29 protein-coding genes and 2 riboswitches are annotated in these 26,713 nt (G+C 39.5%); of the genes, 4 read left to right on the forward strand and 25 right to left on the reverse strand.

What is annotated here, in order from left to right:
- Window positions 1-5 precede the first annotated feature (5 nt).
- The 25 genes from AC1RNS_RS02495 to AC1RNS_RS02615 form a co-directional block, all read right to left on the reverse strand.
- On the reverse strand, window positions 6-947 hold the full coding sequence (locus tag AC1RNS_RS02495; RefSeq protein WP_492990848.1) for a ring-cleaving dioxygenase: 942 nt from the start codon (window positions 945-947) through the stop codon (window positions 6-8).
- A gap of 54 nt (window positions 948-1,001) precedes the next feature.
- Window positions 1,002-1,445 (reverse strand): MarR family winged helix-turn-helix transcriptional regulator, encoded by a 444-nt coding sequence (locus AC1RNS_RS02500; RefSeq protein WP_427539103.1) that lies wholly within the window; start codon window positions 1,443-1,445, stop codon window positions 1,002-1,004.
- 98 nt (window positions 1,446-1,543) lie between these two features.
- Window positions 1,544-2,164 (reverse strand): sporulation-specific diadenylate cyclase CdaS, encoded by a 621-nt coding sequence (gene cdaS / locus AC1RNS_RS02505; protein ID WP_492990550.1) that lies wholly within the window; start codon window positions 2,162-2,164, stop codon window positions 1,544-1,546.
- Between the two features lie 119 nt (window positions 2,165-2,283).
- Window positions 2,284-2,508 (reverse strand): hypothetical protein, encoded by a 225-nt coding sequence (locus tag AC1RNS_RS02510; protein ID WP_492990551.1) that lies wholly within the window; start codon window positions 2,506-2,508, stop codon window positions 2,284-2,286.
- 88 nt (window positions 2,509-2,596) lie between these two features.
- Window positions 2,597-3,670, reverse strand: a complete 1,074-nt coding sequence (locus AC1RNS_RS02515; protein WP_492990553.1) for a hypothetical protein — start codon at window positions 3,668-3,670, stop codon at window positions 2,597-2,599.
- A gap of 98 nt (window positions 3,671-3,768) precedes the next feature.
- Window positions 3,769-3,999: an acyl-phosphate glycerol 3-phosphate acyltransferase gene (locus tag AC1RNS_RS02520; RefSeq protein WP_492990555.1), complete on the reverse strand. Its 231-nt coding sequence runs from the start codon at window positions 3,997-3,999 to the stop codon at window positions 3,769-3,771.
- Between the two features lie 89 nt (window positions 4,000-4,088).
- The gene (locus AC1RNS_RS02525; protein WP_492990557.1) at window positions 4,089-6,083 is read right to left on the reverse strand and encodes a methyl-accepting chemotaxis protein; all 1,995 of its coding nucleotides are present in this window, start codon (window positions 6,081-6,083) and stop codon (window positions 4,089-4,091) included.
- Window positions 6,084-6,454: 371 nt separating this feature from the next.
- Window positions 6,455-7,387: a ribonuclease Z gene (rnz, locus tag AC1RNS_RS02530; protein WP_492990559.1), complete on the reverse strand. Its 933-nt coding sequence runs from the start codon at window positions 7,385-7,387 to the stop codon at window positions 6,455-6,457.
- Window positions 7,388-7,486: 99 nt separating this feature from the next.
- Window positions 7,487-8,323, reverse strand: a complete 837-nt coding sequence (locus tag AC1RNS_RS02535) for a class I SAM-dependent methyltransferase (protein WP_492990560.1) — start codon at window positions 8,321-8,323, stop codon at window positions 7,487-7,489.
- Window positions 8,320-9,819 (reverse strand): cobyric acid synthase, encoded by a 1,500-nt coding sequence (locus tag AC1RNS_RS02540; protein ID WP_492990562.1) that lies wholly within the window; start codon window positions 9,817-9,819, stop codon window positions 8,320-8,322. Before AC1RNS_RS02540 ends, AC1RNS_RS02535 begins: the two co-directional genes overlap by 4 nt.
- 63 nt (window positions 9,820-9,882) lie before the next feature.
- Window positions 9,883-10,419, reverse strand: a complete 537-nt coding sequence (locus AC1RNS_RS02545; protein ID WP_492990564.1) for a cob(I)yrinic acid a,c-diamide adenosyltransferase — start codon at window positions 10,417-10,419, stop codon at window positions 9,883-9,885.
- Window positions 10,420-10,433: 14 nt separating this feature from the next.
- A complete protein-coding gene (locus tag AC1RNS_RS02550) occupies window positions 10,434-10,994 on the reverse strand; it encodes a nitroreductase family protein (RefSeq protein WP_492990566.1) in 561 nt (186 codons plus the stop codon).
- A gap of 23 nt (window positions 10,995-11,017) precedes the next feature.
- On the reverse strand, window positions 11,018-11,785 hold the full coding sequence (gene cobA / locus AC1RNS_RS02555) for a uroporphyrinogen-III C-methyltransferase (protein ID WP_492990568.1): 768 nt from the start codon (window positions 11,783-11,785) through the stop codon (window positions 11,018-11,020).
- Entirely contained in the window at window positions 11,782-12,420 is a 639-nt protein-coding gene (locus AC1RNS_RS02560; RefSeq protein ID WP_492990570.1) for a precorrin-2 dehydrogenase/sirohydrochlorin ferrochelatase family protein, read from the reverse strand. Before AC1RNS_RS02560 ends, cobA begins: the two co-directional genes overlap by 4 nt.
- Window positions 12,413-13,780, reverse strand: a complete 1,368-nt coding sequence (locus AC1RNS_RS02565) for a cobyrinic acid a,c-diamide synthase CobB (RefSeq protein ID WP_492990572.1) — start codon at window positions 13,778-13,780, stop codon at window positions 12,413-12,415. The genes AC1RNS_RS02560 and AC1RNS_RS02565 overlap by 8 nt, the downstream gene beginning before the upstream one ends.
- A gap of 11 nt (window positions 13,781-13,791) precedes the next feature.
- Window positions 13,792-14,913, reverse strand: coding sequence for a cobalt-precorrin 5A hydrolase (locus tag AC1RNS_RS02570; protein WP_492990573.1), 1,122 nt, complete (start codon window positions 14,911-14,913; stop codon window positions 13,792-13,794).
- Window positions 14,906-15,691 (reverse strand): precorrin-4 C(11)-methyltransferase, encoded by a 786-nt coding sequence (cobM, locus tag AC1RNS_RS02575; RefSeq protein WP_492990574.1) that lies wholly within the window; start codon window positions 15,689-15,691, stop codon window positions 14,906-14,908. The genes AC1RNS_RS02570 and cobM overlap by 8 nt, the downstream gene beginning before the upstream one ends.
- Window positions 15,691-16,398 (reverse strand): precorrin-2 C(20)-methyltransferase, encoded by a 708-nt coding sequence (gene cobI / locus AC1RNS_RS02580; RefSeq protein ID WP_492447644.1) that lies wholly within the window; start codon window positions 16,396-16,398, stop codon window positions 15,691-15,693. Before cobI ends, cobM begins: the two co-directional genes overlap by 1 nt.
- The gene (cbiE, locus tag AC1RNS_RS02585; RefSeq protein WP_492990575.1) at window positions 16,391-17,611 is read right to left on the reverse strand and encodes a precorrin-6y C5,15-methyltransferase (decarboxylating) subunit CbiE; all 1,221 of its coding nucleotides are present in this window, start codon (window positions 17,609-17,611) and stop codon (window positions 16,391-16,393) included. The genes cobI and cbiE overlap by 8 nt, the downstream gene beginning before the upstream one ends.
- Window positions 17,568-18,701 (reverse strand): cobalt-precorrin-5B (C(1))-methyltransferase, encoded by a 1,134-nt coding sequence (locus AC1RNS_RS02590; protein ID WP_492990576.1) that lies wholly within the window; start codon window positions 18,699-18,701, stop codon window positions 17,568-17,570. The genes cbiE and AC1RNS_RS02590 overlap by 44 nt, the downstream gene beginning before the upstream one ends.
- A complete protein-coding gene (locus AC1RNS_RS02595) occupies window positions 18,701-19,360 on the reverse strand; it encodes a precorrin-8X methylmutase (protein ID WP_492990577.1) in 660 nt (219 codons plus the stop codon). The genes AC1RNS_RS02590 and AC1RNS_RS02595 overlap by 1 nt, the downstream gene beginning before the upstream one ends.
- A gap of 12 nt (window positions 19,361-19,372) precedes the next feature.
- Window positions 19,373-20,134, reverse strand: coding sequence for a precorrin-6A reductase (cobK, locus tag AC1RNS_RS02600; RefSeq protein WP_492990578.1), 762 nt, complete (start codon window positions 20,132-20,134; stop codon window positions 19,373-19,375).
- The gene (locus AC1RNS_RS02605; RefSeq protein WP_492990579.1) at window positions 20,131-21,039 is read right to left on the reverse strand and encodes a sirohydrochlorin chelatase; all 909 of its coding nucleotides are present in this window, start codon (window positions 21,037-21,039) and stop codon (window positions 20,131-20,133) included. Before AC1RNS_RS02605 ends, cobK begins: the two co-directional genes overlap by 4 nt.
- A gap of 14 nt (window positions 21,040-21,053) precedes the next feature.
- Window positions 21,054-22,724, reverse strand: a complete 1,671-nt coding sequence (gene cobJ, locus AC1RNS_RS02610; protein ID WP_492990580.1) for a precorrin-3B C(17)-methyltransferase — start codon at window positions 22,722-22,724, stop codon at window positions 21,054-21,056.
- Window positions 22,725-22,728: 4 nt separating this feature from the next.
- A complete protein-coding gene (locus tag AC1RNS_RS02615; protein WP_492990581.1) occupies window positions 22,729-23,100 on the reverse strand; it encodes a (2Fe-2S) ferredoxin domain-containing protein in 372 nt (123 codons plus the stop codon).
- Between the two features lie 142 nt (window positions 23,101-23,242).
- Window positions 23,243-23,427, reverse strand: a riboswitch (cobalamin riboswitch).
- Between the two features lie 244 nt (window positions 23,428-23,671).
- A riboswitch (cobalamin riboswitch) is annotated at window positions 23,672-23,856 on the forward strand.
- A 136-nt stretch (window positions 23,857-23,992) separates the two neighbouring features.
- Here AC1RNS_RS02615 and AC1RNS_RS02620 point away from each other — a divergent pair.
- The 4 genes from AC1RNS_RS02620 to AC1RNS_RS02635 are packed head-to-tail and all read left to right on the forward strand — an operon-like array spanning window position 23,993 to window position 26,625.
- Complete coding sequence (locus AC1RNS_RS02620) at window positions 23,993-24,739, forward strand: energy-coupling factor ABC transporter permease (protein ID WP_492990582.1); 747 nt, start codon at window positions 23,993-23,995, stop codon at window positions 24,737-24,739.
- A gap of 1 nt (window position 24,740) precedes the next feature.
- Window positions 24,741-25,013 carry an energy-coupling factor ABC transporter substrate-binding protein gene (locus AC1RNS_RS02625; RefSeq protein WP_492990583.1) on the forward strand — a complete coding sequence of 91 codons (273 nt, stop codon included), beginning with the start codon at window positions 24,741-24,743 and terminating at the stop codon, window positions 25,011-25,013.
- Window positions 25,014-25,015: 2 nt separating this feature from the next.
- Window positions 25,016-25,786, forward strand: coding sequence for a cobalt ECF transporter T component CbiQ (gene cbiQ, locus AC1RNS_RS02630; RefSeq protein ID WP_492990584.1), 771 nt, complete (start codon window positions 25,016-25,018; stop codon window positions 25,784-25,786).
- Window positions 25,786-26,625 (forward strand): energy-coupling factor ABC transporter ATP-binding protein, encoded by an 840-nt coding sequence (locus tag AC1RNS_RS02635; RefSeq protein ID WP_492990585.1) that lies wholly within the window; start codon window positions 25,786-25,788, stop codon window positions 26,623-26,625. Before cbiQ ends, AC1RNS_RS02635 begins: the two co-directional genes overlap by 1 nt.
- Window positions 26,626-26,713 lie beyond the last annotated feature (88 nt).

Here is a 26,713-nt window from a genome sequence, read left to right on the forward strand (position 1 = left end):
TCTCCTTATTCTAATGGTTCTAGAATAGCTTCTATTTCTATGCGTTTTTCTTCTAAAAATGGTGGAAGATCAAGCTCCTTGCCAAGATCCTCTACTGCTGAATCAACTGTAAATCCTGGACCGTCTGTAGCCATTTCAAATAAAATACCATTGCGATCTCTAAAGTAAAGACTTTGGAAATAATAACGATCCACAACACCCGTACTATCAAAGCCTCGCTCCTTAATTTTGACATCCCATTCCTGTAATTCTTCGACTGTCTCCACACGTAATGCAAGGTGATGAATGCTACCTCGTCCTGGTTTTTCACTTGGTCCTTCTAATTCCTTGACAATAATTTCGCCTAGTACTTCACCTGCAATGGATTGCAGCACTACCTCTTTTTCATCTTCTGTAATAACTGTATAACCAAATAAATTCTTTAATAAATCCACCGTTCTTTGTAAGTAACGAACTGTTATTTCCACTGTGCCCATTCCTAGAATACGATGCTCTTCAGGAATTTCAGTACCATCCCAAGTCTGCCAATGGGCTGGTGTTTCGTGACCATGATGGTTTAAAAGCACCATCCGTAAGCCTTCATGATCTTCAAAAAACAATGCATCTTTTCCTGCATAGGTTGCAATATCACTGTGTTTGACCTCTAACTGTTGAAAACGTTCTTGCCAATATTGCAAACTAGCATAGCTTGGCACAAGTAGGCCAATGCGAGTAATGGCATTTGTGCCTCGAACTGTACGTCCTGCGACAGGCATCTCAAAAAATGTTAATTCAGTACCTGCTGCTCCTGTTAAATCTCCATAAAATAAGTGATACATCGATGGCGAATCCTGATTCACTGTCTTTTTCACTCGACGTAAACCTAGAATTTTTGTATAGAAATTATTATTGCTTTTGCCATTTTTCGTTAGCATGGATATATGGTGGTGTCCACTTAATTTGTTCATCATTCATTTCCTCCTCGTTTTCACTTGACTAAGCAAGTGATAATCTAAAAAAAATCACAGCGGCGGTAATTTTTTTTCACGACTATACTTTTCAAGCTTAGACATAAGTGTATATAAAGATTTCATTTCTTCTTCTGTTAATACCTCTTCAAAAAATGAGGATTGAAAGTGTAGCTGACTTGGTGTCGCAGCATCAATCAATTGCTCGCCTTTTGCAGTTAATGAAATTGTTTTCGTTTTCCAATTTTGCTTGCGTTCAATAAGTCCTTCTTTTTCAAGTCTCGCAAGCATTCGAGACATCCCGCCTTGCGTGACGGTTACTTTCTCTGCCAATTGTGATTGTGTAATCGGTGCATAAGTCTTGATTTGAATAAGAACATCGAACTGAGCAGTTGTTAAATCAAATCTCTTTAAAAATTCATTAGATAGCTGATTACTTTGTGTTGTAAAGCGCATCATTCTAATCCAAGTCAGTGACCCAAGTGTATGTTTTCGCATCGCTTCATCCTCCTTTCAATCATCACTTTACCACGCAAGTGATAAACAAGCAAGAAAAACATCTCGAATTCAAGATAAAATTCAGTGTGAAGCTCACACTATATAATGCCATGTGTGGTAATCGGATATAAATTACCTTTAAAAGCAAATGAAATCCTTCCCGTTTCTTCAGATACCACCATAATTAATGCATCACTTACTTCACTTAATCCTAATGCTGCTCGATGCCTTGTTCCTAATTTCTTCTCCCCCATATAACGTTCTGATAGTGGTAAGACATTTGCCGCCGATTCAATTAGATTTTGGTTTACTAAAACAGCGCCATCATGTAGAGGGTTTCCTGGAAAGAAAATAGTTTCTAATAAAGAATGGGTTAACTCGGCCCCTATATGAACCCCGGGCTGTATAAGTGATTTTAAGGAGTCTTCTCGTTCAATAACAATTAATCCTCCATGTCTTCGCATAGACATATTCTGAACACAATGTGAAAGCTCCGGATATTTTTCAGTAAACGGAGAAAGATAGCAATTTAAATAAAACGTTGCTGCTTTCATTTCAATCGTAATAAATTTCTCTTTAATCTTTTCAAAATTCCCAAGCAGACAATTTGTATCTATATCCATGGCTTCTACACTTTGCTGTAATGTAACGATGACCTGCAAAAGCTCATCTTTTAATGTTTGTTTCATTGGTGAAAGATCACAATTTATTGGATCCATAAAAGCATACCTCACTTTCAAATATCTTTTTTAGTTTCTCTAGATAGATTATTTTTATTCGCTCATAACAAAGAAAAGGCAGTTTCTTGTTATGTAACCAAGAAACTACCCTTCAGCTTTTAAAAAGATATTAGTCGATCATTAATGTTTGCTAGTAATCCATAGCCTGGTGCAAAAAACTGACCAAAGGATGTTTCAACTATATTTTCAAAGGTCCCTGCTTGTGTAGTGAGCGAGTAATGAATGGCACGTACATATCCTTGATCTTGAGCCGTTCCGCTTAAGCGAGTAATGATTGCCCCTTCCTTTAAAGGCTTTGTAAAAGAGTATTTGACCCCATCCATTTCAAAATTAAAGGCTTGATCTGTTTCATGATACGTAATGTAGTAATCCCCTGATTCAAAGTGATTATTGGCATTTCTTTTATAGACTCTATTTCCTGCAATATTCTAGCTTTTGTAGCCTCTCATTTGGTAAAAAGGACGTAATCACTGGAGATTCATTCGGCATTTTTATGGCTAGCACATTTTTAGGAACGGTATACATTTTTCCGTTAACTGCGATTAATGCGCTATATTCATTTTCTGTATAGAACGATACTTCATCAAATCGTTTCAGCTCTACCTGTTGAGAATGATCTATACCTTTAGCAATAACACCATAGCGGATATAACGTTTGCCTTGATTATTCACAGGCTTTAATAGTTTTGCTGGCATATAGCCTCTTTCCCCTGTCATGGATTGTACCTGAAGATAACCGTTAACCTCTATCCCTAAAGATTGGAAAGCAGATCCCGTTGGATAAGTAAACATTTTTTTCAGGGAATATAAATCATTTAATGTAGACGGTGGATTCCATTCGATTGCTCTAGCACCATTCATTGGACCAATTAGCAATTGTGTATCTGTTGTTACTGCATAATAGCCTTTATCTCTTGTCGTTGTTTCTACAATTCTAATATCGGTACCATCAACAGCACCATTTACTCCATTTCCTTCTTCTAAACTATAAAAGTAATTTAATTTCCCCTTGTCAAAATAGACCTCTGCAGAATAATTTCTTGGTACATGCTCATTCAGTAAATGCTGTCCATATGCTAAATCTATCATTGGGTATTTTTCTTCAAAATAGGCTTTTGTTCCTTGATGATTGCTAACAATATAAGCGGGATTGTTATAAAAAGAAGAGCGGATTTCTGTAGGCACTTCCTTAAAAATGACTAAATCTGTTGCTTGAACGCGGTAGCCTGAGCTCATCCAATAGAACGTTTTTTGGTCATATTTTTCAATATTATAGACACGGAAAAAATTATTTCGTTTAACAGTCATAGAGCTGTAAGTACCGTTAGAATTTTTCTTATAGACTTTAACATCCTTTGAAAATGTCATTTTTCCTGTTTGTCCCTTTACGATTTCTGCTCCATCCCAGTTAACTTGCGCATTGGATTTGGTTGGAGTAATAAAGAAGACAACAAGAATGAGCAGCGCTAGACTGTATTTTTTCATTTGACCTCCTCCATTAATACCTAAGTTTTTCATTTACTAGTATAGCAAAAGAAAAATCACGTGTCGTTCGCCAATTAAACAATGACACGTGATTGCATTTACATATGTCCTGCACGAATTTTCTTCACAATACTAAAGGTAGTGTAGGCTGCAGCAGGTGCAAGCACTACAATAAAAATAAGCCAAACTGTTAAATTATCCGTAGCTTTTAATGTTTCATAATTTGTAAAAACAAAAATGATAAGGCCAATTAGTAATAAATAGCTCAGCACATTTGGAAAAATAACGATTAATCGTAAAAGTGCTGGTGGCATTTTTTGCTGATTCATATAAACCACTCCCCTTTCACTTCATTATACGAAAATCATCTATTAACTTCACTATATTTCTTGTTTATACCAAATGTTTGTCAGTTATTTTAAACCTTATATCTTCCTGCTGAATGTTGTAGATTCTCTGCTGTTGTATTTAGCCTATCAATAATCGTTGTCATTTCATTCATACTCGTAGTTTGAACTTTAGCCTTTTGAGCAACTGCATCAACACTTTCAGATGTCTGTTTTGCCAGTAATGAAACGTCTTCCATCGTAGCTGTCACTTCCTCTGTACTTGCTGCAATTTCCTCAGTAGAACTAGAAACTAAATCTACCTGTTCCGCTAATACTTGTACATCATTCGTAATACCCTCAAAAGAATGCTGCACTTCATGGACAATGTCCCGCCCAGCCTGTAAAACCTCTGCAGTTGAATGGATGATAGTTACAATATTAGCTGTCTCCCTTTGAACATTTATCACGACCTCAGATATTCGATCAGCTGCTACTTTTGAATCCTCAGCCAATTTTCGTACCTCTTCTGCCACTACCGCAAATCCTTTACCTGCATCTCCAGCACGTGCTGCCTCAATAGACGCATTTAGAGCTAATAAGTTTGTTTGGTCTGAAATGCCAGTAATAACATTTGTAAATTCACCAATCATGCTTGATAATTTTTCTAATTCATGCGTACTCTCAACAGAAAGATTTGTTTTATCATGGATTTGAACTAATTGATTTTGGAGATTATTCATTATTTGCAAGCCATTACTCGCATTTTCTTCCGTATTACGAGAAATAGTAGATATTTCAGTGATTGATTCTGAAATATGCTGTATACTCCGTGCCAATTCCTCCATAGAATGGGCACTATCTTCCGTATTTTTTTGCTGATGAAACGAGGCTTGAGCAACCTGACTAGATTCTTCCTGTATCGTTTCTGATGAATTAAGTGTCTGATAGGCATTCTCTTGAATTATGTATGTAGCCTCTTTAATTTGGCTTGCCTCCTGCTTTAAGTCTCTCATAATCAGTTGGAAATTTTCCATCATACCGTTACAAGATGCTACTAACTGACCTATTTCATCTTTAGCTTTGACGTTGATACGTTTGGTTAAATCGGCTTCACCTTTGCTAATTTCTTCTAATGAGTTACGAACACTTAAAATTCGGGTAACCTGCCTTGAAATGGATATACCTGTTGTTAAGAAAATAACACATACAACGATAAGTGAAGCAACAATTGTCCCCATTAAAATATGTGATAGTACGACATTAGAAACAACAACAGCTAAGTAAGTGCCATTTGAAAGAGGCTTCACATATTGAGTCACACGAGTACCATCATATTTCCCTGAAAACTCCGTAGCATCTGTTGATGAAAATTGTGCGGTTGAGAAGCCAATGGATTCAAGATTTTTATCCGCCGTTGCTGTTATTGTCTCACCTTTGTCATCCACAATAGCTGCAAATAGAACGGTAGAGGATAAATATTTATTTAATTCGTTTATATAATACTCACTTCCAATACTGGCCTCTAAATCTAATAATTGCTGCCCATGCCGTGCAACTTGTATAATTTGTGGGGTTGCTGGATTCCAACTGCTTACACCAACGAATTTAAAGAATTCATCATCCACATCACGAACTTGCGCCTTTTGTACAATTTCTTTTGCACGACCATCTAAAAGTTGCATATATTCTGCTGCTTGTCCGTTTGGATCAGAGCCGAAGTTAAAGTCAACTGTTGGTGCCACAGAGGTAACAGTTGTATTTCCTTTATCGTCCGTACTCCATATTTCATCTATGCCTCCCCGCTCAGCAATAGCCTTTAAATCTTCATATGTAGCCCCTTGATCAATAATATAGGAGGCCATGACTGACTCAGCAATCATTTCCTTTTCCATGATTTCTTCAGCTTTTTCTCTTGATTGAATAGCACCCTCAATTCCCATAACGATAGAACTTGCAAGCGCCTCCCCATTGCTTTTTACACTTTTGTATGTTGCCTGATAAATATAAATAGAAAAAGCACCAATTATTACGACAACAATACCCATAATTTCTAGTAACATTTTCCATTTCATAGATTTCCGCATATCCATAAATCCCCCCAAAAACATACGATTATTTCCATTTCATCATACAATATCAATTCAAACGGTTTCATTAATTTTTTATTAAATCTAGAATAATAATTTTATAGGGAAAATAAAATGTCACAATTTTGTAATAAATAGTCCGATTTTTAAGCCATGAAAAAATCTAAATAGTTTGGTCTATTTTTTTAACAGAGCTAAATATTTCATAAAAGTGATAAATTCTATTAGATTGTTATTTTTGAGCTATTGGAAGTAACTTAACAAAAAGATTAAGCATGAGCTTTTACCTATATTTATAATTATAAATATTAAAAAGCACCTCTAAATGAAACTTCATTCAAAAGGTGCTTCCCAATAATTTTGTTATATCAAAATAATTTATTGTTATGCCATGTAAACACTTCTTGGTCAGATGTAAGAGCAGTTTGAGGGAAAATTGCCTGTGCTTCTGCTAAAAAAATTGGTAAATCATACGGCATAAAACGTGCACTCAAATGGTTCAATAATAAAAATTTTGCATCTGCCTGCTGTGCTACCTTTGCTGCCTCAACGTTCGTGGAATGTCCATAGCTGGCCGCTAAATCCGATGTAGTGCCATCAAACGTAGCTTCATGAATAATAATATCAGCATTATTTGCTAATAAAACTGACTCCTGACAATATTTAGTATCGCCTAAAATAGTCAGCGTAAAGCCTTTTTTGGGTGGAGAGACAACATCTTTCGCATGAATAATTGTGCCATTATCGAGCTCCACATCTTTCCCATTTTTTAATTGTCCTAGTAATGGACCTTTGGGAACTCCAAAAGCCTGCACTTTTTCCATTAACAGCTCACCAGGCAAATCTTTTTGTTCAACCCGATAGCCGAAGCATGGAACAACATGTTGAAGTTCCCCTGCACTCACCTTAAAATGTGCATCCTCATAAATTACACCTTCATGTACTTCAATAAACTGTATGTCATACGTTAAATGAGTCTTTGATAAGGCAAAGGTTTGCTCAATCCATTGCTGTAAACCCTTTGGACCAAATATTGTTAATGGCTCATCTCCGCCCTGAAATGAACGAGAGCTTAGAAAGCCTGGTAAACCTAAAATATGATCACCATGTAAATGTGTAATAAAAATTTTCGTAACTTTACGAGGTTTTAGAGGAGTATGCAAAATTTGATGCTGGGTCGCCTCTCCGCAATCAAACAGCCACATTTCTCCTATCTCATCCAAAAGTTTAACCATCAGGGCACTTGTATTTCGTTCCTTTGAAGGCATTCCTGCGCCTGTTCCTAAAAAATGTAGTTGCACATATGCCACCTCACTTCAATGTCTATCGCTTTATTGTACCTTATTGTTAACAATAAGAAAAACCTTTGGTGACAAGCTTTCTCCCCAAAGGTTTGATCATTATTTTGGCTCCCATGAGACAAGTGCCGCATGAAAATCATGGCGATAATAATAACGTCCATTCTTTTCTTCAATAAAGGGCTTGAGTGACTCCTCAACATGTGCTCTATTAAACGTAGTATTTAATATTTTTTTACTTTGAGCTGTAACAAGCTGCTCATAGCTTTCATATTCATATACTCGCTCTAATGGGATGATGTTACACGCAGCATATATGTCCATTTCATAAAGCAAATTTAAAAATTCTATATAATCTCTTCGTGGGAACTTAATTTCGTAGCCAAATTTTTCATGCAAAACTTCATAATGGGGTTGAATTGGTCCTGTTGTCATTCCGATTATCGCTCGCTTTTTAGCGAGACGATTCATATGATGAAGTGCCGATTTGATTTCATACATTCGATAAAAACAATTGACGCCAATCACAATATCGTGAGCCTCTACCTCATCGTCCGCAAGACTTTCCCATTTTGCATGGATATAAGAAACATGCTGCTTGTCCTGCATACAAATCTGAAGATAGCGAAGAATACTGGCTGAGCTATCAACACACGTCACCCTTTGCACATAGTCCGCAAATGGAAATGTATAATTTCCCCAGCCGGGACCAATTTCCAATACAGAGTCCTCTGGTTGAATACTCTTTTTTATTTCTTGAAAAATCTTTGCAGCATAGGGATCTGTCTTTCCCGTTTTTTTACGTGCAATGGACTGTGCCCAGAATTGCTCTTCCAGCTGATCATCGACCATTCTTTCAGGCATTTGTCCATGCCAATCCTTCATACCTTCCTGCCATAATGCCTCATAATCAATGGCTAACGGTCCTTTTCTTGTCATACAGATACCTCTATATTCATGATTTCGTATATCTTTTTAATATCAAGATTCGCACGAACATGCTTAGCGAGCATATTATAGGCATCTTCCCGACGCTCTGCATCACTTTTAACATCACTTGCTAAAGCAGGTAGCCCTTTTTTTATACGCAGATCATTGATAAGCTGTCGTGTAAAGTGACGGTTATGGAATAGGCCGTGAAAATACGTACCTATTACTTGCTCATCAGCACTTACTGCACCATCTACACGACCATCGGCTAATTGTAAGAATGGTGACACTTCGTCACGCAAAATCCTTGTTCGTCCAAGATGAATCTCATAGCCAGAAAGTGTATCCTGACCTCTTTTTCCAGTCATTTGCACTGTTTTTTTATCTCCAACAAAAACTGTTTCCATTGGCAATAATGCTAGCCCCTGCGCTGAATCTCCGTTTCCTTCTACAGCCTCTGGATCTAATAATGTTTCGCCAAGCATTTGAAAGCCACCACATATGCCAATAATTTTTGTTCCTTGATGGCGTAAGTTAGCGATTGCTTGGTCGAAGCCCTGTTCCTTTAACCAAACTAAATCATCCATCGTATTTTTTGTCCCAGGTAGTATCAGTAAATCAGGTGTACCTAGCTCTTGAACGTTACCAATTAAACGAACACCGACCTCTGGCTCATCAAAAAATGGATCTACATCTGTAAAATTTGAAATACGTGGCAAACGAATCATTGCTACATCAATGGCGAACTCTCCAGGTTTAGGCTTTTTAAAGCGCAGAGCAGATAATGCGAGGGAATCCTCCGCTTCAATATTGACATCGACATACGGCACAACACCCAATACAGGGATGCCCGTTTCACGTTCTACCCATTCAATACCATCATCGAGTAATTCTCGCAAGCCTCTAAATTTATTAATGATGAGTCCCTTCACGCGTGCACGCTCTGACTCATCAAGCAGTGCCAGTGTCCCTACTATCGATGCAAAGACTCCACCTCGATCAATATCTGCAACTAGTACAACTGCTGCATCGGCTAAATGGGCCATTCGCATATTTGCAATATCACGATCTTTTAAATTGATTTCTGCAGGACTGCCAGCTCCTTCAAGTACAATGACATCATATGTATTTTGCAAAGTTCGAACAGATTTTTCTACAATGGGCATTGCTTCCTGAACAAATTGATTGCGGTAGCTTTTGGCATCCATATTTAAAAAATGCTTACCATGCACAATGACTTCAGATACCATATCCTGCTTGGGCTTTAGCAGTATCGGATTCATATCTGTCGTAGCAATAACACGTGCTGCCTCCGCTTGTACTCCCTGTGCACGGCCAATTTCACCGCCCTCTTGTGTCACAAATGAATTGAGTGCCATATTTTGTGATTTAAAGGGTACTACCTTAAGACCATCATCTGAGAAAATACGGCATAGCGCCGTACAAATCATACTTTTTCCTACATCAGAAGCCGTTCCTTGAATCATGATTGATTTTGCTGGCATAGTCTTTTCCTCCATCTTAATAATTGAAGCAGGTCTTTAACAGATTTTTGTTGTCCTCTTTGGTTAAAATTCAAGACCTTTGACAGCTGGAATTCCCTCATCATAATAGTGTTTTGTCGCCTCAATAGTTGATACTAAATCTGCCATGGCAATAAGGGCTGGATTTGCACTACGACCTGTTACGACTAAATGCATGGTAGAAGGACGCTGTTGTATGGCTTCAATAACTTCTGCTAAGGGTAGCACATCATCAATTGGAAACTTTGTGATTGCCAGCGCATTGTTCAGTTCATCTAAAACGAGTAAATCAATCGTGTCGTCTTGCAGAGCTGCTTTTGTTTTTTTCCAAGCCTTTGCTAATGCAGCGCGATGCTCTTCTGGCGTTTTGGTCCAAGTAAAGCCAATACCCATCTGCTCCATTTCCACGCCAAGCTTACTTAGTGCAATTTGCTCTCCATATGTACGCTCTGGTGATTTAATAAATTGCATATAACGTACATTCAGCCCTCTTCCAACTGCGCGTAATGTAACACCAAGAGAGGCTGTTGTTTTGCCCTTCCCTTCACCTGTATAAACTAAAAACAAGCCTTTTCTAGCCATTTTTTAAGCCTCCCTTAAAGCCATGTTGTTTTTTCCTCAAACGGGGTACGCTTCTTGTCTTTAAGCTCCTGCTCTTCTGGATAGCCTATGAAAATAGTACCTACTACTTTTTGCGTTTGACTTGCTCCAATAAAGTTATGCATTCTTTCATCATGAACAAGCCCCACACCACGTGTACGCCAGACAAAGCCAAGCCCTAGCTCCTCTGCTGCCAGCCACATGGACATAATTGCACCACAAACAGCAAAGACATTATCCTCTGTTGCATCAACATCATCTTCCACTATATCTGCCGTTACCACAATGGCTACAGGCGTCGTTTGCACAACTTTTAATGAGCTTTCTACCAAAGTAGGCTTAGTTGGAAAACGTTCCTGTAAATAAACATTGGCCATTTCCTCATAACGTTTCATGGCATCATCTTGAATGATATAAAAATGCCAGGGCTCACGCATACGGTCATTGGGCGCATAAGTGGCTGCTTGTAAAATTTGTTCAATTTTCTCTTTCTCAACAGGCTGTGTTGTATAATTACGAATCGCTCGACGATTTTTTAATGCCTCTATTACAGTCATGCTGTTCCCTCCATTTAAATCTTCTATGAAAAAGCAAGTCCCTGCTCTTCAAACCATTGAATTTTTTCTCGAACATTGACGACATCACCAACAATAATCATAGAAGGGTTATGATAGCCCTCTCGTTCAATAATGCTAGCAATTTCATCAAGCTGGCCAGTAATGGTACGTTGTTGATCTGTTGTGCCCCATTCAATGACAGCAACTGGCGTAGATGCCTTACGACCATGTTCAATTAATTTTCTAGAGATATAGGCAATATTGCCAACACTCATATAAAAGGCAACTGTATCAATACCTGTTGCAAGTGCAGTCCAGTTTAAATAATCTTGTCCCTTTTCTTCTCGACCATGACCCGTTACGAGCGCAAAGCTTGTCGCATAGTCTCGATGTGTGACAGGAATACCTGCATATGCCGGAGCAGCAATTCCTGCTGTTATGCCAGGTACGATTTCATAGGCAATCCCATGATTTTTTAATACCTCGGCTTCCTCAGCACCACGACCAAAAACAAATGGGTCTCCTCCCTTTAATCGTGTGACAATCTTGCCTTCTTGCGCTTTTTCAACAAGTAGTGCATGAATCTCGTCTTGAATAAGGTGATGCTTGCCAGGTAATTTACCACAGTACACAAGCTCCGCATCCTTTTTCGCAAATTCTAGCAATTTGGGATTCACAAGACGATCATAGGCAATAACATCTGCTTTCTGAATACATTCAAGCCCATACACTGTAATAAGCTTGGGGTCTCCTGGCCCAGCTCCCACTAAATACACCATTCCATCCTTCATTGCACTTCTCCCATCAATAATTGTTGTAAGTAGGCTTCACGTCTATCTATCTCACCACGACGTGTCCATTCTAGTAAGTTTGGGTCTAGTAAAGCTTGTAACGAGGCACGTCTTTGCTGACCTTTTTCAAACTTTGCAGCAATCATTAAGCGTGCCTGTTGTAAAAAGCATACATAGTCATCATATACCTCATCAAATTGCTCTTCGAGATCAGCTTTGATTTTTCTTGCTAATGCCGGACTAGCACCTGACGTTGATACTGTGAGCACTAAAGGACCACGACGTACGGTTGCTGGTGTAATAAAATCACTCTCAGTTTGTGCATCTGCACGATTGATAAGCTGCCAATGCTGAGCAGCTTCTTGTACAGCCTCATTTACCAATGTATCATTTGTCGCGGCAATGATTAGTGATGCATCATCTAAATCACGTGGTTCAAATTCTTTTTCACGCCATGTAATTTGCCCTGCTTGCGCAAGTGGCAGTAATGAGTCGGCTAGGGTTGGACTAACTACAACAATATTTGCTTTAGCTGGAAGCAATGATGTTACTTTCTGTGTTGCTACATGCCCACCTCCAACAATCACTACAGTTTTGTATTCTATATTAATATGAATTGGAAAATAATTAGTCATGATTTTTCACCTTCTTACAAGCTGCTAGCCAGTTGTCAACAAGCTTTGGATTTGATACGAAATGAAAATGTGTATAGCCAGCTACTAGATTACCTTCTTGATAGCCCTCTTGCTTTTTCCCAAAACGACCTTTCGTTTGATAGGCAGGCGTATTATGTGTGCCGCTATATGTTGAATAGTGGAATTCATGTCCCTTAGCTACTTCATCAGTACCGATTAAGAAATTATGTTGAGTGCCAAAAATTTCGCGGTAGCCAAGAGCGGCTAGCTTTGTTTGCATGGCCACTTCTCCAGGAATAACACCTACCATATCAAAACGAATACCATCATTATTTGTTATGGCCTCTGTCAAATACATAAAGCCCCCGCACTCTGCTAATGTCGGTAAACCTTTGGAGATTGCTTCACGAATAGAATTTTTAGCTTCTACATTGTTAGCTAGTGCTTCTGCAAATTCCTCTGGGAAGCCTCCGCCAATATACAGCCCATCAGCCTCCACAGGCACCGCTTCATTGGCAAGCGGTGAGAAATATTGCAGTGTTGCTCCTTTGGCACGTAGTAGCGCTAAGTTTTCTTCATAATAAAAATTAAATGCCGCATCCTTTGCAACAGCAATACAAATATTTTGAGATGGTTCTTCTGCAAATAGCTGTCCTGTTTCTTGTAAAATAGGAGCCTTAGTTAAGTTCAATAATTGGTCTAAATCTATTGTCTCTGCCATTAATGAACCAAGCTTATCAAAAAATGAATCTAGTTCTCCTCGTTCAATGGCAGGCACTAGTCCTAAATGGCGACTAGGGATATCAATCCCCTTCTCACGCTTTAAGTATCCAATAACAGGGATACCACATTCCTGCTCAATCGCAGCTTTCGCAATTTCATAATGACCAACACTGCCAACCTGATTCGCAATCACACCAACTATATTCGGCTTATCAGACAGCAATTGGAAGCCCTTTACAACTGCTGCAACACTTCGAGCCATACTTGCACAATTAACAATTAAAATGACAGGACTTTCTGTGATAACACTAATATCTGCAGCAGAGCCTTCATCAGATAAAGGACTTTTACCATCATAGAAGCCCATTACGCCTTCAATAATGGCAACATCTGCATCCATGCTTGCGCGCGCAACAATATCTCGTACAGCCTCCTGTGAAAACATCCAGCTATCAATATTTCGTGATACTCTTCCCGTTACGGTCGTATGATAGGTTGGATCTATATAATCAGGACCACATTTAAAGCCCTGCACCACTTTTCCCTTATTTTGTAGAGCCTTCATCAATCCAATAGTGAAAGTTGTTTTACCTACGCCACTTCCCGTACCAGCCAGTACAAAACGATTTGTTTGCATGGGTTTCCTCCTTAAAATAGTAATCTAGCAACAGAAATCGTAGCATTGCCTGATTTTTTCTTTTCTAAAATAAGCGAATCTACCTTAGCATAACGCAAAGCAGCTGGTTCACTGACACCATAAGCTCCTGTATATTTAAAAACTGTTTCTGAAGGTGATGGGAAATCTATTTCGTTTAATTCAGCTGGTGAATATGTTACAAATTCCCAATCATATTTCTTTGTAATGTCCAAGAAGCATTGCTCATCTTTCTTTAAATCGATTGTGCATAATGCTTTCACACTTTTTTTTGAAAGCTTTAGCTCCGCCAGCGTTTCATCAATGACTTGCTCAATTTCTTCCAGAGATGTCCCACGATTACAGCCCATCCCTAGCACTACCGATTGTGGTCGATAAATCACACCATTTTCAAGCAGTACTTCTTCTTCAGGCTCTATCATACGATCTGTAATTAACAAAGTCGCATGTGGCTTAGCCTTTATTGCTGCCTGAGTGGACGGATAAATTTTAATTTGCTCTGGCATTGGTGTATCACGCATCCACCAATCACGTTCACCCGTTTCCTGAACGATAGCGACATGCTCTTCATTCACAACAGAAGCACTAACAGGTGTCAATTTATCTGCACTATCCCATACCCAACCAAAGCGGGCACCAAATAAATCAACAGGAATTGTTTTTTGTACATCGGAAGCTGTTGTAATTATTGGATTGGCGCCTAGTGCTGCAGCTACTTCATGTGTTAGCTCATTGGCACCGCCTAAATGTCCAGATAACACACTAATGACATTCTCACCACGATCATCAATGACAACAACACCCGGATCAGTTTTTTTATCTATTAATATTGGGGCAATCATACGTACAACTGCACCAAGTGAAATGATTAAAATTAAGCCTTTATATTGCTTAAAAAGAGCTGGCAATAGCAATCGCACAGTACCTGTAAACATTTGAATATGCTTGTCTGCTTCTTCACCTTGCTCAAATTTACTCATATAATATAAATCACTTGCCGCGAAGGTATGCTGTAAACGACGTCCAATTTGTACACCATGTTTTGTGATGGCTACAACAGCATAAGGATTGCGTTGATCAACCTCAGGTAAAATACCCTCTTGTAATTCAATCACTTGTCTTCACACCTTTTCTAAAGCCATGAGTAAAGGTTGCATCATATAATTTCGAGCGGTATTGATCCTTATCATGAATAGTAGGATCTAATGCCCAGCCAGCTAAAATCATCGCATGCTTACGAATACCGTTAACACGCATCGCTTCATCTAATTCAACTAATGTTGTACGTACGATTTTTTGGTCTGGCCAAGATGCACGTTGAATAACAGCTACTGGTGTATCATCTGCCCAGCCAGCACTCTGTAACTCTTTGACAATCTTTTTCGTTAATGTTGCACTGAGGAATAGCGCAATTGTACAATGGTGACCTGCTAAATCACGTAGCTTTTCAAATTCAGGTACAGGTGTACGCCCTTCAGCACGTGTTAAAATAAGTGTTTGCGTTAAATCTGGAATTGTTAATTCTGCACCAATAGCTGCCGCAGAAGCGAAGACTGAGCTCACACCAGGAATCACCTCATAGCCAATGCCTTCTTTCTTTAATAGAGCTACCTGCTCCATTATAGCGCCGTACATTGCAGGATCTCCTGTATGCATACGAGCTACTACCTTTCCCGCATTAACGCGATCCACCATAACCGCTACCATTTCCTCTAAATGCATGCCAGCCGTACGGATTACCTCAGCATCTGGCTTTGCTTTTGCAATTAACTCCTCATTAACTAATGAATCTGTATACATCACCACATCTGCTGTTTGTAGCATATGTAAGCCTTTTACTGTAATTAAATCTGGGTCACCAGGACCAGCGCCAACAATATAGATTTTCTTCATTATTTACGCACCACCATTAATGTTAAATATTCTAACTCGACACCGTCTAGCTCACGCACATCCCAAATAACTTCCTCGTCAGACGTTACCTTTGTTACAACTGACGCCTTATCAAGTAAATCTAAATCTCGTAGCACCTGGAGCATTAGATCAATCACCTTCGCTACTTTAATAAACACAACTGCATCATGACTTTCAATGGCTTCACGCATTGCATTATAGTCATCATGGGCAGGTATAATGGCAACTTTGTCATCTCCATCCGCTAGAGCAATACCTAAGCGTGATGCAGAACCATTGAATGAAGAAATACCTGGAACTGTACGAATTTCAACCTCTGGGTGCTTGTCCTGCATCAGCTTCATCATATGAATAAATGTACTATATAATAGAGGATCTCCCTCTGTAACAAATGCGACATCTTTGCCTTCTTTCAATTTTTCATAAACAAGCTCAACAGATTTTGTCCATTCACGCTCTAATACAGCCTCATCCTTCGTCATTGGAAATACTAGGCCAAGCATATCCTTTTCTTCTGGATTAATATAAACATCCACGATTCGATGTGCATAACTTTTACTGCCTCTTAACTTTTTTGGATAGGCAATAACCGGCGATTCCTGAATAACACGAAATGCCTTCACCGTAATTAATTCTGGGTCGCCAGGACCTACTCCCAAGCCATATAAAATACCAAGATTACTCATGATTTTCTTCCTTTCGATATGCTGAAATAATGTAAATAGGATTTAATGGGACAAAGCGTGTCATATCTAAGATTGGTTTACTGCGTGCAAGCTGTGCCTGTAAAATGTCTACAGCAAAGCCACATGCCTTAAATGCTTCCACTGCCTTATATAAATTTTCGATGGTTGCAGCATTCAGGACTATACGTCCATTTGGCTTTATGCGTCTACAACACAATTGCAGTAACTCAACCATTTCGCCTCCTGTACCGCCGATAAAAATAGCATCTGGGTCAGGGAAGTTTTCAAGCCCTGCTGGCGCCTTACTGTGAATAGCTGTAATATCGACACGGAACTTTTGCTGGTTTTGCAGGCAATTTTCTAAATCTGGAGCATTTTTCTCCACCGCAAACACTTGGCCTTCTGGCGCAAGCTTGCCAGCCTCAATTGCCATTGAACCTGTACAAGTTCCAACATCCCAGATGATACTATCCTTTTGAAGCTGCATTGCCTGCAAACTTAATACTCGAATTTCTTTTTTCGTAATTAGCCCTTTATCTGGCTTTCGCTGTGAGAATTCTTCATCTTCAATGCCAAGAGCATAACGCTTTGGCTCTGAAAATTGCTGAAGAATAACGACATTTAAAGGAGAAAAATCCGCTTCTTCTAATTCATCAAGCGAATACCAGCCGAATCTTTCATTTATGCCTTGTAAATTTTCCGCAACAAATGCTCGGTATTCTGTCATGTCAAAATGCTTTAAATAACGTGCTAGTGCATTCGGATTGTTTTCCGCATCTGTTAGAAGTGCAACTTTCTTTTTGCCATCAATACGCTGTACTAAGCCCTTCATGGAGCGCCCATGAATACTTGTGACATAGGCGTCCTGCCAGCTTTCTCCCATCTTTGCAAAGGCAAGCTGCACTGAGCTTATATATGGGTAAACCTCTATATCTAGCTTTTTCGCTAAGTAACTGCCAATTCCATAAAATAATGGATCACCAGATGCTAGGATTATCGTATTTCTTGTTTCCTCAGATAATCTAGTAACAAGTGCAGAAAGGCCGCCTTTAATCATTATTTTTTCGCCTTTAAAGGTCGGGAAAAATTCCAGAACACGCTCTCCACCAACAAGTACCTCACAGTTTTCAATCCACTGTAAATATTGTGGCAATAAGCTTTCCTGTCCGTTATCCCCGATCCCAATCAATTTCATCGATCGATGCAATGTCATCAGCCCTTCCTAATAATTGTCCCTGCATCGAATAAATCGATGTGGAAAGCGTTAAACCGCCTCTAATATGGTGTAGGGAGGAGTAGCAGCAAGCCTCACACAAATGATGGAAAAATGCATCATAGCCCTTTTCTGCCATAATTTCGCCTACCTGTGAAGCGGTATTGGCCTCCTGTACTGCAGCTATTGTTTCCTCGTCTGCCCCAATATCCTTAGCCAATTGTGCTAAAAAATTAAAATCTATCGAAGCACTTTTGGAATGGACCATCATCACACCTTGCGCGACCTTCGAAAATTTCCCCATCATGCCAACAAGAGAAACTTGCTTAATGCCAAGGCGTTTACAGTGTTTTAAGGTAAAACCAACAAAATCGCCCATTTCAATAAATGCTTCTTCTGGTAAATCAGGGTACTGCGCCATACCGTACTTTTCACTGCGTCCACCTGTTGTAATGACTAAATGCTCACAGCCAGCCGCCTTAGCAACACTTATTGCTTGCACTATACTTGCCATATAAGCGGAACTCGAAAAAGGCACGACGGTTCCCCTTGTGCCTAAAATGGAAATACCACCTATAATCCCCAGACGACCGTTCAAGGTCTTTTTCGCAATTTCTTCACCATCTGGGACAGAAATAATAACGTTGACGCCTCGATTAATTTGAAAATCGTCAAGAACACCCTGTACAGTACTATGAATCATTTTACGAGGTACGGGATTAATAGCCGCTTCTCCAACTGGTACTGGTAAGCCGGGCTTCGTTACGCGCCCGACACCAATTCCTCCATCAAGATGAATGCCAAGAGTATCCGCCCAGCTCACTGTGCCAATAATAAGTGCTTTATGTGTAGCATCTGGATCATCCCCAGCATCCTTAATGGTTTCACAGCTTACCGTATTGTTTTCAAACGTACAATTTTCAATCGTAAAGGTTGCATCTCGCCCAATTGGCAAATGAATTGTACTAGTTTCCTGCTCTTCATTTGTAATTAGGGCGAGCAATGCTGCCTTTGCCACGGCAGTTGCACAGGCTCCCGTTGTATAACCGTGACGCATGTCCTTGGGATCCTTTTTTGGCTTCCGCTCCATTATTTTTTCGCCTGTTCATCCGCTAAAAGTGAGATGGCATTCAATGCGGCAACCGTCACTGTACTACCGCCTTTACGGCCAACATTCGTAATATACGGAATACCCTCTAGTTTTAATAATTCCTCTTTTGACTCAGCAGCAGATACAAAGCCAACTGGCATACCAATAATTAAATCTGGTTTTGCTAAGCCTTCTTTAATTAAACGGATTAACTCTAGCAATGCAGTTGGTGCATTACCAATGGCATAAATACCGCCTTCATGTAATTTAGCAGCTTTTTGCATGGAGATAATAGCACGTGTTGTATTTTGTTTTTTAGCTTCTACTGAAACATCTTCATCTGCGATATAACAGTGTAAATCCCCACCATGCTTTTGGAAACGTTTTTTTCCTGAGCCACTTTCAATCATTTGTACATCAGCAATCACATGGCGACCTGCAAGAATTGACTTGATACCTGCTTCAATCGCTCCTGGAGTAATAATAACGCTACGACCTAGCTCAAAATCAGCAGATGCATGAATAATACGACGAACAATCTTCCACTCATCCTCTGAGAAATCATGTTCGCCCATTTCTTCTGCAATAATAGAAAAACTGTAATCGTAAATTTTGTCTGGGTCTACCGTTAAAGGTTTGAAATCTGTTTTAAAATCCATCTGAATTGCCTCCTAAAGTGTGTGTTGTACAGCCTGTAGTACTTCCGTAAATGTAGAATATTGCTGGCCATACTTTATATTTGGTCTTGCAATTAATAGTGTTTCAATGCCACATGCAAGTGCTGCCTCTAACTTTTCATCCACTGAGCCAACCTTGCCGCTCTCCTTCGTAATCATCAATGTCACATCATATTGACGAAAAAGCGCTTCGTTTAATTCCTTTGAAAAGGGTCCCTGTATAGCGACTATATCCCTTTGAGCAACACCAAGTGCCTCACATTTTTCCATGTTATCAAGTCTAGGTAGCATACGTGCAATCACTCTTGTATTCTCCAGGCCATGTAAAACCTTAGTAAATGTCGCAAGCGTTTTACTGCCTGTCGTTAGCATAATGACACCACGTTTTTCTGCCGCTAAGTGTGCAGCCTCCTCATAATCTTTTACTACTGTTATAAGAGGATGAGAATAGTGCTCATGTGCTCGTTCATAGCGAATATACGGTACATTTGCTTGCTCCGCTGCTGCCATGGCATTTTTGGAAGCTTCCTCAGCAAATGGGTGAGAGGCATCTACAACTAAACGATAGCCTTGTTCTGTCATAATAGTCGCCATTTCTTCAGCTGTTAATCGTCCAATTAAATGAGGCAGACCCACCTCAGCAAGGCTAGAGGCTGCTGATTCAGTAACGACTGTTGCCGTTACATCATATCCTGCTGACTGTATTTCAAGAGCTAAGTCTCTAGCATCACTCGTCCCTGCTAACATGAAAATCATTTCACAGACTCCTCTTCATGGTGATGGTCATGTTCGTGATGATGATCATGATGGTCGTGATCATGATCGTGGTCATGATGGTGATGATGATGCGCATGACCATGCACCGCTGCATATGCTCGATAATTTTCTAAATCCTGCATACCTGTTGATGTCCCATTTACAGCTTGCTCAATACGCTCTAGTAGCACATTTTGCAAACGTTCATGATAGCCAAAATAGTCAGCAATTTGAATATCACAATCTGGATATTTGTCGTTAAATTGTTGACACATACCATTCATACGTTCCATCAGGATGCCCGTGAATAAAAAGTACGGAAGCATAATGATTTTTTTAGCACCTAGCTTAACACAGCGCTCAATTCCCTCTTCGACACGAGGGTCCGTTACCCCCATAAAGGCACTTTCAACATATTTGACAGGCAACTTTTCCCATAACAGACGTGTAATTTTATAAAAATCACCATTTGCAGATGAATCACTGCCGCCTCGTGCAATTAACAAGATAGCTGTATCCTGTTGTTCCTCTTCAGCATTGAAGCCGATTTCAGCTAAACGATCCTCTAAAATAGCAAATATCTCTTCATGGACACCTATCGTTTGACCATATGTGAATGTAATATGTGGATAATGCTCACGCGCATGTTCGATTTCTGCTGGGATATGTAGCTTTGAATGCCCAGCATGAAGAAGAATAATTGGAATCACATGCACCTCTGTTGCACCCTTCTTCACACAATTTGTTATACCCTCTTCAATGTTTGGAGAAGCAAACTCCAAGAAACACGTTTCTACTAAGAAGCTATCATCAATACGAGGTGTCATTTGCTCAATAAATGTACGTACCTCATCATTTCCTGCTGCTAAACGGCTTCCATGGCCGACAAATAAAATTGCTTTCATCTCATAACTCCTCACTAGTCACCGCATGGAGCGGGCTCTACTTTTATTTTTGAAGACATATCCTGATACGTAAAGTGCAGAATCTTTTTAACACGTTTAAAATACTTAAACAGACGTTCATTTGGGTGGGCATTTGCTTTATACTCCTCAATGATATCCGTAATGAGTGGAATAAGTTGTTCAGGCTCTAGTCCCTCTACAACTGGCTGTGCAGCATGTGCTGTACGTCCTACTGGCTTTGCCCCAATAAAAACATCGAACCTGCTTTTACGATAAACAATACCAATATCATCAAATACTGCTCGATAGCACGCCATACCGCAGCCATTAAAGCCAATATTCAAAGTTTTCGGTAAAGACATACCACCAAGTTTCTCCTGAATCTCCTCTGCATATGGAATCGAATCAACCTTTTCTCCGTAACAGAAGTCACAAGCCTTTAATGATAATACATCTCCAATCGGTGTCAGTAAAAATCCAACCTCACGAAGCTTGGCTGTAATTTTTTCTGGCTCTGTCGTTGGGATTTTTAAATGGATTTGATGGTCAGGTGTGTATTCCATCGTTCCATCCTCTCCAACAACTTCTGCCAGCGTGATCATCTGTTGCGGAGTGAAAAATTTATTGGCTACTCCTGGGCTTACAGCTAATTCAAAGATAGATTCGATTTTTTGTTGCACAAGCTTTGGTGTTATCTTTACCTCATTTGTTCCTTTGACCATCGCTAACGCTGCTGTCGCCATCTCAAGTGAAGTTTTTTTTTGCTTTGGATTAGGTGTAATGGCTACACTGGGCTCAATACGATTAGCATTAGGATCTGCTGCAAAGTCATTGCGTGCCTCCCCTGTTTCTTGATTCATTGCCCATGGTTCATTTTCTTCCCTTAAACGTTGGTGTGGACGTAATGGCTGCTTTTCCTCACCGAGTGTATATTTACGCTGATAGCCGCGTGGTGTAATCATTTTATTATCATAGAAAAACGTTGATGAATTTCCGATAATAACCGTTGTCAGCATCCCAATATCATGCTCTAGCATTTCTGCTAAAGTTGTCATTGTAACTTCCTGACGGTCACGATACGCGCTTTTGACAAGCCCCACTGGAGTATCAGGTGAACGATATTCTAATAAAATGCGCTGGGCCTCCACAATTTGTCTAGTACGTCGACCACTTTTTGGGTTATACAACGCAATCACAAAATCCGCCATCGCTGCTGCCTCTACACGCTTCGCAATTAAATTCCAAGGTGTTAGGTGGTCACTTAAACTGATTGTACAAGCATCATGCATAATTGGAGCACCTAGTAAACTTGCACATGAGTTGATAGCTGAAATACCTGGAACAATTTCTACCTCTACACCAGTTGCTTCCGTCCAACCAAGCTCGATCAATACCTCATACACTAATCCTGCCATGCCATAAACACCAGAATCACCGCTGGAAATAACAGATACGATATTCCCTGCCTCCGCTTGGCGTACCGCTTCCTGTGCACGAGATACTTCCTCCGTCATACCTGTGCTAACAATGGATTTTGCATTAACTAAGTCTTGAATAAGCTCTACATATGTTTTATAGCCTATAATCATATCACTCTGTTGTAATGCCTCCACTGCCCGATGTGTAATATGATTAAAATCACCAGGCCCAAAGCCAACCACGAAAATCTTCCCTTTTTGCGCCATTTTGTTACCCCTCTTTCACCTTTTCGATGCCTTTAATGGCTGTTGTTTGTGCTGTCCGCTGTAACGTGCCCTCACGAAGCGTAAAGACATGTTCATCATGCAGTGACTCATGATGTAAATCCTGTACAAGTGCCCTTGCATGCTCTGTTGTTGGCACACGGTACCAATTTCCTTGTGGATACGCAATGACAACACACGCATCCTTACATCTGCCATTGCAGCGTGTCCGTGTTGTATGTATTGTTTTATCAAGTGCCTGTAACTGTATTTCATCACGAATAGCTTGCGTAATTTCCTCCGCTTCTTTTTTCATACAGCTACTGCCATTGCAAATAAAAAGATGTGTTTGCATCCCTTCTAAATTCCAAGTAGTCATCGTTGTTCTCCCCCTCAATACTTTTAGGAACAAAGAAAAACCTTTACTCTAATTCGAAGAGTAAAGGTTTTGTAGAAGCCAAATAAAGTCGAATAAACTACAGGTACTCGCCTTTGCTTCAACTTCTCCCTCCGAAAAGTTTGCATGCATGATTACATAAGCAGGTTTCCTGACTTAAGCTTCCATTTACTTTCGCGCCTTCCCAAGTTTGCACTAGGTGGCATTTGCGATTTCATCAGCTATTACAGTAGCGGGGGCTGTATCGGATTTTCACCAATTTCCCTATTATCTTGAAAATATTCAAGCACTTATGTATGTTTTTATATCAAATTTGTATGTTTAACACGAATTGAAAACTGTCTCTATCATATCTTATAATTTTAAAATTTCAATATTTCTCTCTAAAATTATGACATTTTCATTAAAATTTCATCAAAAAATTCGTAGAAAAAAGAAAAGTTTCTCTTTTATTTTATCAGAATTTTCTAGATTGCACCTCAATTTTAAAAATTTTTTCTAAAAAAGATAGCCTCAAGATGAAAAATCATGTTACACTGTGTCGTGAAATCTCACAACTTCATCTTTTTTCGGTGCGAAGTGCTTATCATTTCGCTTAAAAGGGAAGCCGGTTCAAGTCCGGCGCGGTCCCGCCACTGTACTAGGGAGTTTTATAGAGAATGTCACTGTCCAACGGATGGGAAGGCCTATAAAACGAGGAACTAAAGCCAGGAGACCTGCCGAAAAGTATGTGAACGTTTCAACCTACGAGGATAGGTGTGCGGCTTAGTAGAATCGAATTCTATTTGTCTTAGCTATGCACTTTTCCAATATGGAGAAGTGTTTTTTTATTTTCGCACGCTAATTCAAAAACTATAAGTGAGGAGGAGAAGTTTTGAAATTCTCAGGCTGGAAGCTTAGTTATTTCTTATTGGCATTTTTATTTGTGCCAAATCGTGCATTTGCCATGCATATAATGGAGGGCTTTTTGCCAATCGAGTGGGCCATTTTTTGGTGGGTTGTATCCATTCCATTTATTATTTTAGGATTACGTTCAATTCGCAAAACGATTGATGCAAACCCTGAAACAAAAATGATTTTAGGACTATCAGGTGCCTTTGCCTTTGTGTTATCAGCATTAAAGATTCCGTCTGTAACAGGAAGCTGCTCGCATCCAACAGGTGTTGGGCTCGGCACAGTTCTTTTTGGACCATTAGCAATGAGTGTAATCGGAACGATTGTATTATTATTCCAAGCTTTACTTTTAGCACATGGAGGGCTTACAACTTTAGGAGCTAACGCCTTTTCTATGGCAGTCGTTGGTCCAATTATTGCTTATTATGTATTTAAAGGCTCTCAAAAAATGGGTCTATCATTTTCTTTAGCTGTATTTTTAGCTGCTATGCTTGGTGATTTAGGTACATATATTGTCACTTCTGTACAGCTAGCTCTTGCTTTCCCTTCTGAGGTTGGTGACTTTATGGCTTCATTCTCAAAATTTGCGGGTATTTTTGCTTTAACACAAATTCCTCTTGCTGTTAGTGAAGGAATTTTAACAGTAGTCGTGATGAATTTCTTAAAAAAATACAATGTAAGCGAATTAAAAGCATTACGTGTTTTCTCAACAAAGGAGGCACATTAGGATGAAAAAAAACTTATTACTGCTTGCAATCGTTGTGTTATTAGCCATTATCCCACTTTTCATACAAAAAGGTGCTGAATTCGGAGGAGCAGATGGTGAAGCGGAGGCAGCAATCGGTGAAATAAATGCTGACTACGAACCATGGTTTGAAAGCTTATGGGAACCACCAAGTGGAGAAATTGAAAGCTTATTATTCGCACTACAAGCTGCTATTGGTGCCGGTTTCATCGGCTATTTCATCGGCTATATGCGCGGTAAACATAAAGAAGGTTAAGTATGTTACTCATTGATAAGTATGCATATATGAATAAGCTAGCGTCTGTTCATCCGCTAGAAAAAATGATGTTTTCCTTTGGACTATTATTATTGTCGCTTATCATGAGAGATGAACGAATTTCACTCATTACATTTATTGTAATGAGTGCTTTTATCATTATAGGCGCTAAAATCCCTGTTAAATATTATTTTAAACTATTATTGTTACCCGGATTTTTTTTACTATCTAGCTTACTATCTATTTTAATTTCAATAGCACCAGCGACTAGCAAACTACCTGCACATATCTGGTCATTTTCTTTTAAACATTGGACAATTTTTGTGGGCAATGTAAGCTTATTTACAGCACAGCAACTTTTTTTCATCGTTCTTGGAAGTGTCAGTTGTTTATATTTTTTAATCCTAACAACATCCGTACAATCTATTTGTCATGTGTTACGACAATGTAGAATTCCTGCGTTGTTTGTTGAGCTAGTGGAATTAACATATCGATTTATTTTTATTTTTTTAGACAGTATGCAAAAAATTCACCTTGCTCAGCAGGCTCGACTTGGTTATCGCTCACCTGCCCAGTGGCTACGCTCTGTATCTATGCTTATCGCCGCTTTATTTGCTGAAATGTTCCAACGAAGCCGCGAGCTTAATAATGCCATGCAAGCACGTGGTGGCGAAGCGGTATATTGGCAGGAGAAAGCAACCTATAGCATGAAAAACTGGCTCGGTATTGCCGCTATCTTACTATTCCTCATCGTGTATGGAGGTTTTTTCTAATGACAACAGACTTATACTTTGAACTAAATCAGCTTTCTTACGACTATGTAGATGGAACACACGCACTAACAGATATTACACTCCAAATTCCGAAAGGCAAAAAAATCGCCCTACTAGGTCATAATGGAGCGGGAAAATCTACATTATTTCAGCTCCTCAATGGGATTCTTAAGCCAACTACTGGAAATATAGCCTTTTGCGGCAAGGAGCTACAGTATAGCAGAAAAGCATTAAAAGAATTACGTCAACAGGTTGGCATTGTTTTTCAGGATGCAGACAATCAGCTATTTTCGGGTACAGTGAAGCAGGATATTGCATTTGGACCTTTGAACCTCGGTTGGACAACTGAAAAAATTGAAGAGAAAATTGCTTGGGCAGTAGAACAAACAGAGGTGGAAGCGCTACTCGATAAACCAATACATTTTTTAAGTGTGGGTCAGAAAAAACGAGTAGCCATGGCAGGTGTACTAGCGATGGAACCATCTGTTTTATTATTAGACGAGCCAACCGCTGGACTCGATAATTATTATGCTGCACAAGTTTTACAGTATTTAGCCAAATTAGAAAATGGGGATCGTACCATTTTAATGGCGACCCATGACATCCCATTAGCCTATGAATGGGCAGATCAAATTATCGTTATGGAAGGTGGCAAAATCATCTATAACGGGGACCCTGTTGAGATGTTTTATCAGGAGGAGTTAATTCAACGAGCCCATCTGGAACGTCCCTGGGTCTTTGAAATGACACTTGCTTTACAGAGTAAAAAACTATTGAAGGAAAACATTAAGCTACCTCGTTCAAAGGATGATTTACAGAAACTGATTGAGCAGATTTGAGGATCTGTATCTGAGCTGTTTTTTGAGGGGACCCGAGCGATTCTTTGGGAATCTGAGCTCTTTGTCTTCTCACCTGAGCGATTCTTGG

This window comes from Lysinibacillus sp. GW821-FHT14F06 (assembly GCF_058803665.1).